At 54.1% G+C, this 16109-nt stretch carries 11 protein-coding genes; 10 read left to right on the plus strand and 1 reads right to left on the minus strand.

The genetic code is table 11. The annotated features are described in order from the left end of the window. Positions 1-690: 690 nt before the first annotated feature. On the plus strand, positions 691-1926 hold the full coding sequence (locus KW848_RS13880; protein ID WP_218537178.1) for an aromatic ring-hydroxylating dioxygenase subunit alpha: 1236 nt from the start codon (positions 691-693) through the stop codon (positions 1924-1926). A 138-nt stretch (positions 1927-2064) separates the two neighbouring features. On the opposite strand, the gene KW848_RS13885 is transcribed toward KW848_RS13880, so the two are convergent. Continuing rightward, entirely contained in the window at positions 2065-3027 is a 963-nt protein-coding gene (locus KW848_RS13885; RefSeq protein WP_218537179.1) for a LysR family transcriptional regulator, read from the minus strand. Positions 3028-3475: 448 nt separating this feature from the next. On the opposite strand from KW848_RS13885, the gene KW848_RS13890 reads away from it, so the two are divergent. From KW848_RS13890 to KW848_RS13930, 9 genes are all read left to right on the plus strand, one after another. After that, entirely contained in the window at positions 3476-4513 is a 1038-nt protein-coding gene (locus KW848_RS13890; protein ID WP_192407880.1) for a glycine betaine/L-proline ABC transporter ATP-binding protein, read from the plus strand. An 8-nt stretch (positions 4514-4521) separates the two neighbouring features. Then, on the plus strand, positions 4522-5526 hold the full coding sequence (gene proW, locus KW848_RS13895) for a glycine betaine/L-proline ABC transporter permease ProW (RefSeq protein WP_309140071.1): 1005 nt from the start codon (positions 4522-4524) through the stop codon (positions 5524-5526). Between the two features lie 69 nt (positions 5527-5595). Continuing rightward, positions 5596-6639, plus strand: coding sequence for a glycine betaine/L-proline ABC transporter substrate-binding protein ProX (gene proX / locus KW848_RS13900; RefSeq protein WP_218537181.1), 1044 nt, complete (start codon positions 5596-5598; stop codon positions 6637-6639). An 86-nt stretch (positions 6640-6725) separates the two neighbouring features. Further along, a complete protein-coding gene (locus KW848_RS13905; protein ID WP_218537182.1) occupies positions 6726-8075 on the plus strand; it encodes an MmgE/PrpD family protein in 1350 nt (449 codons plus the stop codon). A 47-nt stretch (positions 8076-8122) separates the two neighbouring features. Then, the gene (locus tag KW848_RS13910; protein WP_192407876.1) at positions 8123-9157 is read left to right on the plus strand and encodes a GlxA family transcriptional regulator; all 1035 of its coding nucleotides are present in this window, start codon (positions 8123-8125) and stop codon (positions 9155-9157) included. A gap of 100 nt (positions 9158-9257) precedes the next feature. Next, complete coding sequence (locus tag KW848_RS13915) at positions 9258-10409, plus strand: MFS transporter (RefSeq protein ID WP_218537183.1); 1152 nt, start codon at positions 9258-9260, stop codon at positions 10407-10409. Between the two features lie 1161 nt (positions 10410-11570). Further along, positions 11571-12119, plus strand: a complete 549-nt coding sequence (locus tag KW848_RS13920; RefSeq protein ID WP_192407872.1) for an Hsp20/alpha crystallin family protein — start codon at positions 11571-11573, stop codon at positions 12117-12119. Between the two features lie 160 nt (positions 12120-12279). Continuing rightward, positions 12280-14103, plus strand: a complete 1824-nt coding sequence (gene ftsH / locus KW848_RS13925) for an ATP-dependent zinc metalloprotease FtsH (protein WP_218537184.1) — start codon at positions 12280-12282, stop codon at positions 14101-14103. Positions 14104-14276: 173 nt separating this feature from the next. Further along, a complete protein-coding gene (locus KW848_RS13930) occupies positions 14277-16085 on the plus strand; it encodes a DAHL domain-containing protein (protein ID WP_218537185.1) in 1809 nt (602 codons plus the stop codon). The last annotated feature ends 24 nt before the right edge of the window (positions 16086-16109 follow it).

Below are 16109 nucleotides of genomic sequence, written 5' to 3' on the forward strand. Positions count from 1 at the left end.
CCCTGACGTTTAAAGTCTCTGTAAAGAGCAGATTTCTGCTTTCACAAATGACCTGCAGAGGCTGTGTTACCAACTAGTGCGGTGGACTGCTGAATCCAGACTCGCATGCGCCAAGAAGGTGGTCAATAGAGTGTATTGCTGCCGCATACCTTTCTGAAAGGGTAAATTCTTCAGCCAATAAAATTAATTCTTCTTAACAATCAACAACATAAAAAATCATCACCGAAGCGGCGGCATCAATCGATAACATTTGTTTATGCATTGATAAGAGTAAATGTTTCTTGTTGACGCACGATTACCGTCGTAGCCTTACAACAGCGATATTCTACCGACACATTGGATAAACGTTTTTCTCGTACAGTCGTCTCATTAATTAAGATCTGGTTTCCCAGGCTCGAATTAAGGTGATGTAGAAATATAGCTATTGATGCAAACATTGGCATTCCAGAAATGTCTGCATGAGTAAGGACTTGAACGAAATGAGTGCACGGATGGCCCCCCCATCCAAGAAGGCACATTTTTCGTAAGGCGCTTTCTGGACGTCGCAAAACGTACCGGTTCGCGGATAGAAGCAGCACAGTTTGATGGGCTTGCATCCTCAGGCGGTACTGCGAACTCAAGACCGTTTGGCCTCACCTCGCTGAGCAGGCTGAACGTTTCGCCCCCTTGGTATTTTGGAGTGTGTTGACCGTGAGCACTAAATCGGCAGTTTCAAATCTTATCGCGCAGCGCAAGCCTGACCACGCGCTGCCAGGTGCCCTTTATAGCGATCCAGACGTTTACAGGCAGGATCTGCAACAGATCTGGCACAAAAGCTGGATCTTCGCAGGGCACACATTTGAGCTGGAGAAGTCAGGTCAGTACCTGTCGCTGCAAATCGGCGACTACCCTGTCGCTATCGTGCGCGGCGCAGACAAGCAGATTCGTGCATTCCACAACGCCTGCCGCCATCGCGGCTCCAAGGTGTGCCCGGAAGCCAGCGGCAAAGTTGCCAAACTGGTGTGCCCTTACCACAAATGGACATTCGAGCTGGACGGCAAACTGCTTTTCGCCGGGAACATGGGGGATGATTTCGACAAGTCTCAGCATGGGTTGAAGTCGGTGCATTGTGAGGTCGTCGAAACGTACATCTATGTGTGCGTTGCAGAGGTCGCCCCAGACTTTTCGTCGTTCAGAAAATCCGTCACCCCTTTCGTTGCGCCTCATAACCTGGAGGACTGCAAAGTCGCGTTTGAGTCGAACATCATTGAGAAAGGCAACTGGAAACTGGTTTTCGAGAACAACCGTGAGTGCTACCACTGCGATTGTACTCACCCGGAATTGATGCACTCATTCGTGGACAACCCATCGGTGGGTGGCGCCGGCGGCGATGAAGATCCCGAACTCAAAGAGCACTGGGATCGCTGCGAGGCGGCAGGTCTGCCTAGCCGATTGGTCATGGATGATAAAGGTCGTTTCCGAATGACGCGCATCCCCCTGTTTTCCGGGGCCGTCAGCTACACAATGGATGGCAAGCCTGCGGTCGCTGGCCGGTTGGACACCACCGGAGAAGCCAACATCGGTGCGCTGCTGTATTTCAACTACCCATCAACCTGGAACCACTTTCTGGGCGATCACGCGCTGAGCTTCCGCGTACTGCCCATTGGTCCGGGCGAGACGTTGGTCACCACAAAATGGATCGTCAAGAAGGACGCGCAGGAAGGTGTCGACTACGACATCGATCGCCTGACCAAGGTTTGGCTTGCAACCAATGACCAGGATCGCACCTTGGTTGAAGGGGCACAGGTCGGGGTCAGCTCCCCTGCTTACGAGCCAGGCCCGTTGTCGGTGGCCAGCGAAATTGGTGTGTGTCAATTTGATGATTGGTACTGCAAAACGATGCTTGATCAGCTCAATGACACCATCCCGTTAAGATCTGTCGGCTAAGTGCAACACTGCCGGTGGTGAGAATCATGAATGATCACCACCGGCATCCCCTTCAGTTCTGCCTTGAGCAATACCTGTTGGCGGTGGAGCTCCCCCGCACCTCGAGTGATTGCTCAATCACGGCCGCCTTCCTTTCCTCTAAACGGCTCTGGAAAACTGGGCCAGAATCCAGTCGCGTAGCCGACAACAGGCGTCGTCATTGATCCGGTCTTCACGAAATGTCAGATAGTGCTGGCTTTCATGGAGAACCACTTCCTCGTCGATCGGCCGAATCAGCGTGCCGTTTTCGATCAGGTTTTCGACCAGGTGATTCCAGCCCAGCGCTACACCTTGGTGGGTCAACACCATGCTAATCACCAGGTTGTAGTCATTCGCGTTGAAAACGTGAGGACTGTCGTGGGGGCGTTTCTCGATATCAACATCGTGATAAGCCAGCCAAACGCCCCAGTCAACATGCTCCGCTACTTGGGATCTGCCATAGGGGCTGAGGTTTAGCAAAACCCCGTCGCGTAATCCTTCCAGGCTGGATAGCTCAGGGTGCTCCGCTTTGTAACGAGGCGTGCACACCGGGTAGATGACGTCATGGAACAACGGATAGCTACGATACCCATCCTGAATCCTGGCCATCTTGGTGATGAAGATGTCCGGAGTTACACCCGGCTCCATCGACAAAAAGTTTTGAGTGGTTACCAGATTGAGGTCGATGTCTGCGTTCTTGGTAAAAAACCCCGGCAGCTTCGCTGCGAGCCAGAGGGCTGAAAACGCGGGAGAACAGCAAAGCGTCAGCGTGCGTTTGCCTGCATTGTTGGTGCGAATGCGCTCCGCCGCTTGGGAAATATTGACGAAAGATAGCTGTGCCGCATCAAAAAAGATGGACCCGGCTTCCGTCAACTCGACCGCTCGCCCCACCCTCTTGAAAAGATCCACCCCAAGGTACGCCTCAAGCTCCCGAATCTGACGGCTGATTGCCGCTTGGGTAACGCACAGCGCTTCAGCCGCACGCGTAAAGCTCTGATATTTGGCGGCGGCTACGAATGACTTCACTGCTTTCAGAGACGGCATTTTCAGCAGCGTCATGTCTGGATCGATGTGCTTAACCATAACCTAGAGTATTGAATATCCGGTTTGGGGCCTTTCGGAGGGCCGTTAGGGATGAGATCGGCCGAAGGGTTCCACCTAGAGCCTACACTGGAGCGTAGCTGAAACAGTGGGTCTAAGACAGGCCCAGCGGCAGTCGTCTTCGCAACTAGCACTGCCGCAGTCGCAAATTGACCTATTTAAATGATTGATAACATCACGTTATTGATTGGCGGGAAGAAATGTTGTTAGACGCTGACCCTATTAGGTAATAACTTGGTTCTCAAGGAACTGCTTAATTCAGCGCCGATAAAACAAAAATAATAAACATCACATAATAAAGAGGATGGTCACAATGACTAATTCCCAATCTGTCTCCCATTTTGACTGCCCCCACAAGCACCGTCTTAACTGATCAAGACACGTACACCTAAGTTTTTGATCTTATGTCGTAATTGCAGCAGGAGGGGTTATGAGTCTTGGTGACGAGATACTCTCGGTAAAAAACATTTACAAAGTCTTTGGTGCTCAGCCAAAGCTCGCGATGGAGATGCTGGCTCGCGGTGCTGACAAGAATGAAATTTTCAGCAAAACCGGTCAAGTCGTTGGCGTTTTTGATGCCAGTTTCTCCGTAAAACGCGGTGAGATTTTCGTCATCATGGGACTTTCCGGCTCTGGAAAGTCGACGATGGTTCGGTTGTTCAACCGACTGATCGAACCGACCTCGGGCACCATCCATCTCAACGGCCAGGAAATCACCGGTCTGTCAGATGCTGATCTCCTCAGCGTTCGTCGCAAAGACATGAGCATGGTGTTTCAGTCATTCGCCCTGATGCCCCACATGAGTGTGATCGACAACGTCGCTTTCGGCCTGGAAATCTCGGGTGTCGAGGAAAGTGAACGGCATAAACGTGCAATCGAGGCACTCAAACAGGTGGGGCTCGATGGCCACGCCTACAGCTATCCGCATCAACTGTCCGGCGGCATGCAACAGCGGGTAGGCCTGGCCCGAGCGCTGGCCAACGACCCTGCCATCCTGCTGATGGACGAAGCCTTCTCGGCACTCGACCCGTTGATTCGCCACGAAATGCAGGGCGAGCTGATCCGCCTGCAGGCAGAACAGCATCGCACCATCATCTTCATCTCCCATGACATTGACGAGGCTATTCGCATCGGCCATCGCATCGCGATCATGGAGGGTGGTCAGGTCGTTCAGATCGGTACCCCGCAAGAGCTGCTTTGCAACCCAGCGAACGATTACGTCAGAGCTTTCTTCAAAGGCTTTGATGCCTCGAAGATCCTCAAGGCGGGTGATGTCGCCAAAATTTGCGCAGAGCATCCGTACGCCATGGATCACTCCACTCCTACGCTGCGCGACGATGTACTTCTGCAGGACGTCTTTCACATCGTTGCTGATGCCGTTAATCCAGTTGCCGTGCTCGATCGCCAGGGTGTGTTCAAAGGCACGATCTCCAAGAGCCTACTGCTTCAAACAATGAGCCGACACTAACAGGCTCTATTTGCTGGCTTGCCAGGCTCGGACATTCAGGTGATGACATGAACGAATTCAATTTCCTAGACCCCTTTCAATCCATCAACGTCCCTTTGGGCCAATGGGTAGAAGTTGCCCTGAACTTTCTGGTTCATAATTTCCGCGAGGTTTTCCGATCGATAAGATGGCCAATCGACCAAGTACTTAATGGTATTCAGTTCGGATTACTGGCTATTCCTCCGTCAATATTCATTATTATTGCAACGCTCTTCGGCTGGCAGATAGGAGGGAAAAAGATAGGCATACTTTGTTTCGTCACCCTCACCCTCTTAGGAGTGATCGGCGTATGGAATGACGCCATGATCACCCTTGCCCTGGTGCTCACTTCACTGTTTTTCTGTGCAGTTATTGGCATTCCGCTGGGCGTCCTGTGTGCCCGAAGTGACCGACTGGAGATGCTTCTGCGCCCGGTACTCGATGCAATGCAAACACTGCCTGCATTTGTTTATCTGGTGCCCGTGGTGATGCTGTTTGGCATCGGTAACGTACCGGGAGTACTGGTCACGATCATCTTTTCGGTCGCACCACTGGTCAGGCTCACCAATCTGGGCATTCGCCAGGTACCGGAAGACAAGGTTGAAGCTGCACGGGCTTTCGGATGCACCCCACGCCAGATGCTGAGGCGGGTTCAACTTCCCTTAGCTGCACCGACGATCATGGCGGGTCTGAATCAGGCATTGATGTTGTCACTGTCCATGGTGGTGATCGCTTCAATGATATCGGTTGGTGGACTGGGGATGATGGTACTTCGAGGGATTGGCCGCCTCGATATGGGCTTGGCAACCGTCGGTGGATTGGGTCTGGTATTGCTGGCGATTTTCCTCGACCGACTGACCCAGGCAATGGGCGAACGCAGTAACAGGGCAACCAAAGGTGAACACTGGTACCAGACAGGACCGGCGGGCGTCATTTATCGCCTGAAAAGAAAAAACACTGTCATGAAAATAGAAATCAGTCCTAAACAAAGCTAACTCCGCTAAGCGGCGCGTCGTGAACCAAAAGAAATGCCAACTTCTTTAATCCAGCCAAGGCAAACGATAATGAACTTCACAACCTTCGGAATAAAACAGAAATTCATTCACTCTGTGGCGCTTTTAGTACTAGCGGTCGCCCCTGTTTTCGCATCAGCCGCCACGGCGCAGGAGCCCGGAAAAGGGGTATCAATCACCCCGATTTTCCCGTCAATTGCCGAAGAGCGATTTCGCGGAGAGATCGCAATGGCGGGGCTCAAGGAATTGGGCTACGACGTTCAGACGCCTAAGGAAACCGAATACTCCACCATGATGATTGCACTTGCCAATGGTGACGCTGATTTCTCGGTACATCTGTGGGAGGAACTGCACAAATCGTTCTACGCGAAGGCCGGCGGCGATGAAGCGATGGTGAAAACCGGCAATATTATGCCGGGCGTACTGCAGGGCTACATGATCGATAAGAAAACGGCTGACCAGTATCACATCACCTCTCTCGATGATTTGAAAAAGCCAGAGATTGCCAAGCTGTTCGATAGTAACGGCGACGGTAAAGCGGACATGACTGGTTGCAACCCCGGCTGGGGCTGTGAGCTGATCATTGCCCACCATATGAAAGCCTATGGCCTGGATAAGACTGTCACAAATAACCAGGGCTCCTATTTTGCCCTGATGGCCGACACCATTGCTCGTTACAAAGAAGGCAAGCCGATTCTCTATTACACCTGGGTACCTCAGTGGATCTCCGGTGTTCTGATCGAAGGTAAAGATGTTGTTTGGTTAACCGTGCCACGTACGGATCTTCCAGGTGGTAAAAACGATGTCAACACTACCTTCAATGGTAAAAACCTTGGTTTCGCGGTCGACAGTGTCAGAGCGGTCATCAACAAAGAGTTCGCCGAGAAAAATCCGGCTGCCGTGAAGTTCCTGTCTGAAATGCAGATCTCTACTGACGATGAAAGCGCGCAAAATCTCAAAATGCACAATGGTGAAAAAAGTGCAGCTGACATTACTCGTCACGCCAAAGAATGGATCGCGGCCCATCACGCGAAATACGACAGCTGGCTGGTAGACGCACGAGCCGCGGCTAATACCGCCACCGCAAAAAATTAATCCCTTCATTTAAATCTGCATAAAAGGTTGCTCTTCCCCGGGCAACTTTTTATCCGTTTCGGCGTTCATCATTCAGGAATCATGAAATGCAGTTGTATTCATTCGTCCAGAATTTCAGTTACAAGGACGCGCCCCTGCATACACGCGAGTTGGTTAAAACTTGCCTGCTCGACATCATTGGTGTGGCCGCCGGTGCTCGCGACAATCAAACCAGCGTGATGCTCAAAACCTACGCTGACACCCACTACTCTGCCAACAAGCTGTCCAGCCGCCTTTGGTTCGACGGCAGAGCCGTGCATCCATTGGGCGCTGCGTATGCAGGCGGTTTCTGCGTTGATAGCCTGGATGCACATGAAGGTCACTTCACCTCCAAGGGACATGCGGGTGCAACCGTTGTCCCGGCCCTTGTTGCATTGGTTGACGCGTATCGCAGCCAGGGCAAAGACATCAGCGGCGAGGAATTCCTCAGCGCACTGTGCATCGGTTATGAGACCGCCCTGCGTGCGGGCCAGGCATTGATGGCCACTGCTCCTGAATATCATGCCTCAGGCGCCTTTTCCGGAATCGGGGTCGTTTGCGCCGGTGCCCGTCTGCTGAAGCTTGATGAAGCGACATTCCGTCATGCGTTGGGTATCGCAGAATACTTCGGCCCGAGATGCCCGATGATGCGCCTGGTGAGCTTTCCGACAATGTTGCGTGATGCCCACGGCGCCGGGGCGTATGCCGGACTGAACGCACTACTGATGGCGCAGCTCGGTGTCACTGGCGCCCCAGCCGCCACCGTTGAACCGTTGGAGATTTCCACTTTCTGGCAGGACATCGGAACCCGTTGGGAGATCGACGAGCAATATTTCAAGCCTTGGCCGGTATGTCGCTGGGCGCAACCGGCACTCACCGCCATGACCGATTTGATGCGAGCACATCCGGTCATCACTGCAGAGTTGATCGAGACTATAGATGTCGAAACATTCCATGAGTCTGTGTGCTTGCAGGGGCATTTTCCGAAGAACGCGGACGAGGCCCAGTATGCGCTGGCGTTCCCGCTGGCGGCCTTGATCGTTCGCGGGAAGCTGGGGCCAAAAGAGGTCACCGGTGATTCCATTCATGCACCAGACATCTTGAGCATCAGCGAGAAAATCACCCTTCATGAGGCGCCTGACCTGTCGGCCAGGTTCCCGGAGGAAATACTGTCCCGCGTCACGGTTACCCTGAAAGACGGCACGCGTCTTACGAGCCCTACCGCGACGGCCAAGGGCGACCCCGGCAACCCTATGTCGAGTGACGAATTCGCTGCTAAATACCATTTACTGGCAAATGACAGTTTGGGAACCACCCTCAGCAATGCCATCAAGAACAGTGTTGAAGCATTGCCCGGTAGTGAAGACTGCCAATCATTCTTTGATTTGTTGCTGTCTGCTCCAAAAACCGCTGCGTAGATCCGCAACGGTTTCTTGGCTATTCGTTCAGGTGTCCATGAGGATTTATGCCATTCGTATTCGAGAGCGTGCTCAAAGACAAGAACATGGGGTACTCCTATACGGCGCAGAAACCAGTAAGGCCGCAGGCAGTGACTCGTGTGGCTTTCGTGCTTTTGAACAATTTCTCGATGATGTCGTTCACTGGCGCTATCGATGCGCTGGTGACCGCCAACCTGATTAGCGAGACACCGGCGTTCGATGTGTTGACTGTCGGCATCAAAAACCGTCTGGTAATGAGCGATTTGGGCATTGCGATTTCAGCAGACCTGGAGCTGTCACAACTACCGGATCGTATCGACGTTCTCATTGTCGCCGGTGGTTTACGAGTGAAGCTGGTCAGCGATCCACTATTACGACGCAAGCTGCGTAACGTCGCCTCTCTTGGCGCGACGATGGGAGGTTTGTGGAACGGTGCATTTTTCCTGGCGGAAGCTCAGCTAATGGACGGTGTCGAGTGCGCCTTCCATCCCGATGGACGAGCGATGATGGAGGATGTTTTCCCCAAAGTCCTGGTCTCTTGTCGAACTCACGTAATAGACAAAAACCGTATCACGTGCGCTGGCGCCAGCAGCTCGTTACGCATGATGCTCGAGCTCATCACTACTAAACAAAGCGTCTCGCTGACCCATGCTGTCGAGGAAATACTCAGTTGTGATCAAACCGCTGAAGTGTCTGGGATATCGACGGTCATCGTTGACTCTGACCCCACCTTGCCTCAAACCCTGAAGCTTGCTTTAGAACTGATGCAAAAGAACATTGAAGAGCCGTTATCCATCGACGAAGTCGCTGAGTGTGTGAACATTTCCCGACGACAATTAGAGCGTCGCTTCTGCCGTTTCGTGGGCGCCACGCCCACGCGTTACTACCTTGAGCTGCGCTTGACACGAGCGCGGCAGCTTATTCTGCAGAGCAATCGGCCCATCACCGATATCGCGATTGCGACCGGCTTCTGTAGTTTCGCCAATTTCCATATGCGTTTTCGTGACTTCTTTGGCGTCGCGCCAAGCAGTTATAGAGCAACGTATGAGCGCAGGCGCTAGGTTTTCCGAAACCTCGGCGCGCCAAACACACACAAGAAACCCGTACTGTCTAAGCCGAACAAACGATGGCTAGCATCATCGATAAGGATTACCGAGAACTATGAATGCTCCATCGCCCGTGTTGGTACCCACGGCTAACCACAGCGAGCGGATGTCTACACGCATCGCCTTCCTTATCGCGGGTTTACTCATGTCCGCATGGGCGCCTCTGGTCCCATTGGTTAAAGCCCGCGCTGGCCTGGACGATGGTGGCCTGGGGTTGTTGCTGCTTGGCCTGGGCGGTGGATCTATCGTGGCCATGCCCTTCGCTGGTTATCTCACTGCACACTATGGATGCCGACCGGTCGTAATCTGGGCGACGATTGTCTTGTGTGCCCTTCTTCCGCTATTAAGCACCGTGGCGTGGTTGCCGGGCCTGGTGATCGCGGTCATTCTCTTCGGCGCCAGCATGGGCATGCTGGATTGCGCCATGAACATTCAGTCCGTCATTGTCGAAAAAAACAGCGGCCAGGCACTTCAGTCCGGCTTCCATGGCCTGTACAGCGTCGGAGGCATAGTGGGCGCCGGGGCGATGACTGCTTTATTGACCTTCGGGCTGGATCCATTGGTTGCGGCGCTTTGTATCGTTGCCGCCGTTCTGGGATCGCTTTACAAGGCAGCGCCGGCTTTGCTGGCTTACGGCACTGAACGGGGTGGACCCATGTTCGCGGTGCCCAGGGGTATCGTGCTGTTTTTAGGGGCGCTCTGTTTCATCGTCTTCCTCACTGAAGGTGCAATCCTCGACTGGAGCGCGGTTTTCCTTGTCTCGAACCGAGGGTTAGAGCCAAGCATCGCCGGCTTGGGCTACGCATCCTTCGCCGCAGCGATGACGGTGGGCCGCCTGACAGGCGATGCCATCGTCAGCAAACTAGGCGGCGTGCGCGTCGTTGCGCTTGGCGGACTCTGCGCAGCCGCTGGCATGATCGTGTCGCTTGGAATCGACGGCTGGGCCGCATCCTTGATTGGCTACGCTCTGGTCGGTGCCGGCTGCTCAAACATTGTCCCGGTGCTCTTTACTGCCGTAGGCCGTCAGCAACGTATGCCACAGGCCGTCGCTATCCCCGCTGTCATCTCGATGGGCTACACGGGGATTCTGATAGGACCCGTATTTATCGGGGCGGTCGCCCATCTGAGTACCTTGTCATTTGCTCTGGGCTGCGTGAGTGTTTTGCTGGTTTTTGTCAGTGCGACAGCTCGATTACTTCGCAATTAACCGGATCTTTTCAGAGGTAAAGGTCATGCTGTCACCCCGAACAGAACGGGACTTCAAGATTCTCGGACACGCTGCCAGACATCAATAGAACTCGAAATACGTCAAATTAGCGGACATTGCCTCCGCCATATTTGTACCGATAGAGCCCTGATTATTCGGGGCTTTGTCGTTTCTGGGGTTTGGCGAAATATCCGCCGATCTGTATGTATTCCATAGCTTTTCTGGAAGCGTTCCATAACTCGGCCCGTTTTCGACCTCTTCCGGCGCCCTGCCGATCGAACACCCTCCAAGATCCCACAGCTCGTCGTCGCACCCTCGCCCGACCGTCTCGCCTCGATTGCTGCCTATATAAACAGTCCCAACAAGACATGACCGTGGCCCCTCTCGACATCGAAGACACCAGTGACTGGCTTGGATGCCCGACTGAACCTGAAGCCTGCCGCCATTACCTGCGCATGCTGGAGAATGAAGTGCAGGAACTGACCCTGCAATTACACCAGGCCCGGGGCGGATCGAAGTACGAAGATCTATTCCGAAGTGATCGATTTCCTCGAACGACTCGACAAGCTTCCAGATCGCTCATTGGTGGCGCGGCGCAATAAGGAAACATTGTAATCGTAGGTCGATATCAACGGCATTGGCCCCTCGTTCCGAGCCATCTCAAGCCATTGCCTTGTTCGCTCAACATCAAAGAATTCGTTCTTGAACTTCATCTTCGCGACAAGGTTCGCTGAGACCCTGAAGTGTCCACATCCAGCCGAGCATTTGACCTCCGACCAGCATCCTGTCGCGTGAACAATTTTAGCCGCAGCCTGGCAAATCAAGCATTGCATGTCCGATCTCCATTTCGATGACTTACCTACTGTAGCCGAACATCGGCCAAGGCTCTCCCCATTCTCACTGGAACAGTTTTAACTGGTGATCAGACAGGCTGGACTCCTGCAGATTGGGTTACGCAGAAGATGCGAAACTTTCCCCGCCTTCGCACTTCGGTGCGCGCAAGTTCTCGAAAAAAGACGGCTCGCCGTCAGCAACCGACTGTTGGTCGGTCTGGCGGTCGCAGGAATACTAACCTTTTAAGGTAAGGCCTGAATTTGTCGTGGTGGACCGGCCTCCGAGTTGTTCCCGGCCCACCGCAGTACTCGAGAGGAGGTATGAAAAATGGCCAATTTCGAGAAGAAAATGCCGGTGCAGACCGACGATGAAAAAACCAATCAGCAACCGACGGCTACATCAGACCCTTGGCGTCCTCTGGAAAAACTGCGCCAGCAGGTCGATCACCTGTTCGAAGACTTCAATCGTGGCTCGGGTCTAACGCCTTTCCGGCGAGGACTGTTCGATGTCGAACCGTTCTGGAGTCGGGAATTTATCGGGCGCAGCCTGCCTGCGGTGGACATTACCGAGAAAGATGAAAGCTTCGAAATCACCGCCGAATTGCCAGGCATGGATCAGGAGAATATCGACATCCAATTGTCTAACGGCAATTTGATCATCAAGGGTGAAAAGAAAGAGGACAAGGAAGAAAAAAGAAAAGGCTATCACGTGTCAGAGCGTCATTATGGCGCCTTCGAGCGGGCGTTCAGCCTGCCAAAAGGTGTCGATACCGACAAGATCGAAGCAAATTTCAGCAAAGGCGTGCTGAGTATTTCACTGCCGAAAAAACCCGAAGCCATGAAAGCGGACAAAAAGGTGCAAATCAAATCCAGCTGAATCCAAGACAGCCCTTCACGCCAGAAAAGCCCTTTGTCGGGAAGCCGGCACGGGGCTTTTTTGGCGTAGTCTAAAAGTAACCGGGCGGGCGCGGTTAATGCCAGGCGGCGCGGCTCGTTTTGAACGACCTGCGTTCTCATGCTGATGCTGAGCCAAGGCCATGAAAAAGAATGACCAGTGGAATCTGTCCTACTTCGCGATCGTTTTTATCGTGCTGAGTCTCATGCAGATATTCTTTGGCGAGCGCCAGACGGTGCAGCCCCTCCCGTACAGCCAGTTTCTGCAATTGTTGAACGAGCAGAAAGTCAGTGATTTGCAGGTCGATAAGGACCAGATCAGCGGCAAGTTGCAAGAGCCCATCAACGGACACGATCGATTCTCCACCGTGCGGGTCGATCCGGCGCTGGCGACAGAACTCTCTCAATCGGGCGCCAGTTTTACCGGAGTTACCGAAAACACTTTTATGAACAGCCTGTTGGGCTGGCTATTGCCGTTTGTCCTGATTATGGCCTTCTGGAATTTCCTGTTTCGCAGGATGGCGGACAAACAAGGCCTTGGCGGTTTGATGAATGTCGGCAAATCCCGGGCCAGGGTGTTTGTCGAACGCGACACCGGAGTGACCTTCGCCGATGTCGCCGGCATCGACGAAGCCAAGGCCGAGCTGGTGGAAATCGTCTCGTTTCTCAAAGACAAGGAACGATACGCACGCTTGGGTGCGCACATTCCCAAGGGCACCTTGCTGGTCGGCCCGCCCGGCACCGGCAAGACGCTGGTGGCCAAAGCCATCGCCGGTGAAGCCGGTGTGCCGTTTTTCTCGATCTCCGGCTCCGAGTTCGTCGAGATGTTCGTCGGGGTCGGTGCAGCACGGGTCCGCGACCTCTTCGAACAGGCACGGCAGGCAGCACCCTGCATCATCTTCATCGATGAACTCGATGCGCTGGGCAAGATGCGCGGCGTCGGAACGTTGGGCGGCAATGACGAAAAAGAACAGACCCTCAACCAGCTACTGGCCGATCTGGATGGCTTCGATCCCCGCGAGGGCGTGGTGTTGCTGGCCGCGACCAACCGCCCGGAGGTCCTTGACCCGGCGTTGTTGCGGGCCGGGCGCTTTGATCGGCAGATTCTGATCGACCGCCCCGACCGCAAAGGTCGGGAAGCAATCCTCAGCGTTCATCTCAAGAAAGTCACCGTGGAGCCAGGGCTTGATGGCGCACGTATCGCCGAGATCACCACCGGTTTCACCGGCGCCGACCTGGCCAATCTGGTTAACGAAGCGGCCATCGTCGCCACCCGACGCGGCGCCGAGGCGGTCGGTCTGAATGATTTCACCGCAGCGGTAGAGCGCCTCATCGCGGGGCTCGAGCGCAAGAGCAGCCTGCTCGATCCTGACGAGCGTCGGGTGGTGGCCTATCACGAGATGGGGCATGCCCTGGCCGCCAGCACGCTGCCGGCGATGGACCCGGTGCATAAAGTGTCGATCGTGCCCCGCGCCATCGGCTCGCTCGGCTATACCCTGCAACGACCGACCGAGGATCACTTCCTGATCAGTTGCCAGACGCTCAAGGACCGGATTGTCGTGCTAATGGCCGGGCGTGCCGCCGAAGACCTGATCTATGGCCAGATCTCCACCGGTGCCGCCGATGATCTTGTCCGCGCGACCGATATCGCCCGGCAACTGATCACCCGGTTCGGCATGAGCGCCGAACTCGGACAATCAGTGCTGGAGCGGCAAAACGCAACGTACCTGGGAGACCGCATGGCCACGGTGGGCGAGAAGGATTACTCGGAGCAGACCGCCCGCGAAATCGACCTGGGTATCCGCGCCCTGCTCGATGAAGCCTACCAACGGGCCAAGGCATTGCTGGAGAGTCGTCGGGCCGACCTGGATGAGGGGGCCCGCCTGTTGCTGGAAAAGGAAACCCTCACACCGGAGGAATTCCCGCCTCTGCTACCCGCTGCAGCAAAGCGCGACGGGCCTGATTGATGCGATAGCGGCGCTGATAGCGCATTCGGTGTTTTTTTCAACGGTGTCCGCCAACAACGCTAGGCTTACAAACAATGTGGTGATGATCGCCATTTTGCAGGGAGCGCAAAAATGGAAATTATTAACCGTCGGCAAATCCTCTCTCTCAAGATGGCCCAGGGAGGAATGCCGCAATGACGCTTTCCAATCATTACAAATGGACGGCCTTGGGCGCCATTGCGCTGACCCTTTTCAGCGTACTTGTATTTTTGCTGATCAAATCCTATTCCTATGACACATCGACCTACTTCGAGTCGCGCGACTTCGTTCGCCAACTCAAGCAGTTCGATGCCAATTGGAACGTGAAAATTCTTAGAGCAAAAATCGGTATAAACAACAATCTGCTTCTGGTGCCACATCCTGAAGCAGAGCAACGATGGCAGCATCTCGATGACCTTAACGCTGCCGGCCCGCTTTCGACACTTTGGCAATCCCGGCGCCAGGGTTATCTGGATGCGGTGGAAAACAAAACCCGATTGGTCGAGCAATTCAAACAGCACAACACGGCATTGCGAACCTCACTGGATGCCCTGCCTGAACAAGAAAATGACATTCAGGCATTACTGGACAATAACAACAATCAGGATTTAACCACCGCCTCAAACGTATTCAATCTCATGCTGGCAACCGTCGAGTACGCCCTCTATGTATCCCATGACAAAGCCGACGAGATCGCCCATCAACTGAACAAGCTCAACGAACACATCGATCAAATGCCATTGGATCGGCGCCAGCCTTTTACTGCATTTGTCGAGCATGTAAACGCCATCGTTCGAGAGCAGCCCATTGTCAATGACCTGCTTGATCGCATCAGTGTGATTCCGGTCGCACAGCAACTGGACAGCCTCAACGAATTATTGAACGAGACACAACGGCGCACTGGCGCAACAGACCACCAATATCACCTTTATCTCGGAATATGCGCCGGCATCATGGCGTTGCTGTTGTTGTACCTGGCGGCCCGGCTGGTTCGCAGTTATGCCGTGATCAACAAGATGAACAACGAGTTACAGACGGCAAACGAGCGGTTGGAGCAACGCGTCGAGGAACGCACCCGCGAGTTGATCGAAGCCGAGCGCGAACTGGTCGATGCCGCGCGAATGGCCGGCATGGCAGAGATCGCAACCAATGTGTTGCATAACGTCGGCAATGTGCTGAACAGCGTTAATGTCTCGGCAGATTTGATCACGCGCAAATTAGCGGTCAGCAAAACCCTGGGCCTGGGTAAAGCGGTAAACATGATGAACGAGCATGCCGAAGACCTGGGGCAGTTCATGACCTTCGATGAAAAAGGCAAACTGCTGCGCGGTTACCTCAATCAACTGGTCGATTCCATTGCGGCTGAGCAATCGAGCATCGTTGAGGAACTGTCACAACTCAGCAAAAGCATCGATCACATCAAGGACATCGTTTCCACTCAGCAGGCTTATGCCGGCGCCGCCAGGCTGGTCGAGCCGTTGAACGTCGTCGATCTGTTCGAGGATGCGTTACGCATGAATTCCGGTGCGCTGAGTCGCCACCATGTCGTCGTCACCAAGGACTACCAGGACACGCCGACGATCATCGGCGACAAACACCGACTGCTGTTGATCCTGATCAACCTGATCAGCAATGCCAAATATGCAATGTCCAAGGTCAGCGATCATCAGCGCCATATGACGCTGGGCGTCAAGATTGTCGATAACGCAACACTGCGCCTCAGCGTAGAAGATCAGGGCGAAGGGATCGCTGCCGAGAACATCACCCGCATCTTTAATCACGGTTTCACCACGCGCAAGGAAGGCCACGGTTTTGGCCTGCACAGTTGTGCACTCGCAGCGGTAGAGATGAACGGGCATCTTTGCGTGCATAGCGACGGACCAGGCCACGGAGCGGTTTTTACGCTGGAGATTCCGCTGGAGACGGCGCATGCATTGCCGACCGCCGGAATGCCAGTCAGTTAAGCGCAGTACTTGTGGGAGCGGGCT

This window comes from Pseudomonas sp. PDM25 (assembly GCF_019219045.1).
Classification (GTDB): Bacteria; Pseudomonadota; Gammaproteobacteria; order Pseudomonadales; family Pseudomonadaceae; genus Aquipseudomonas.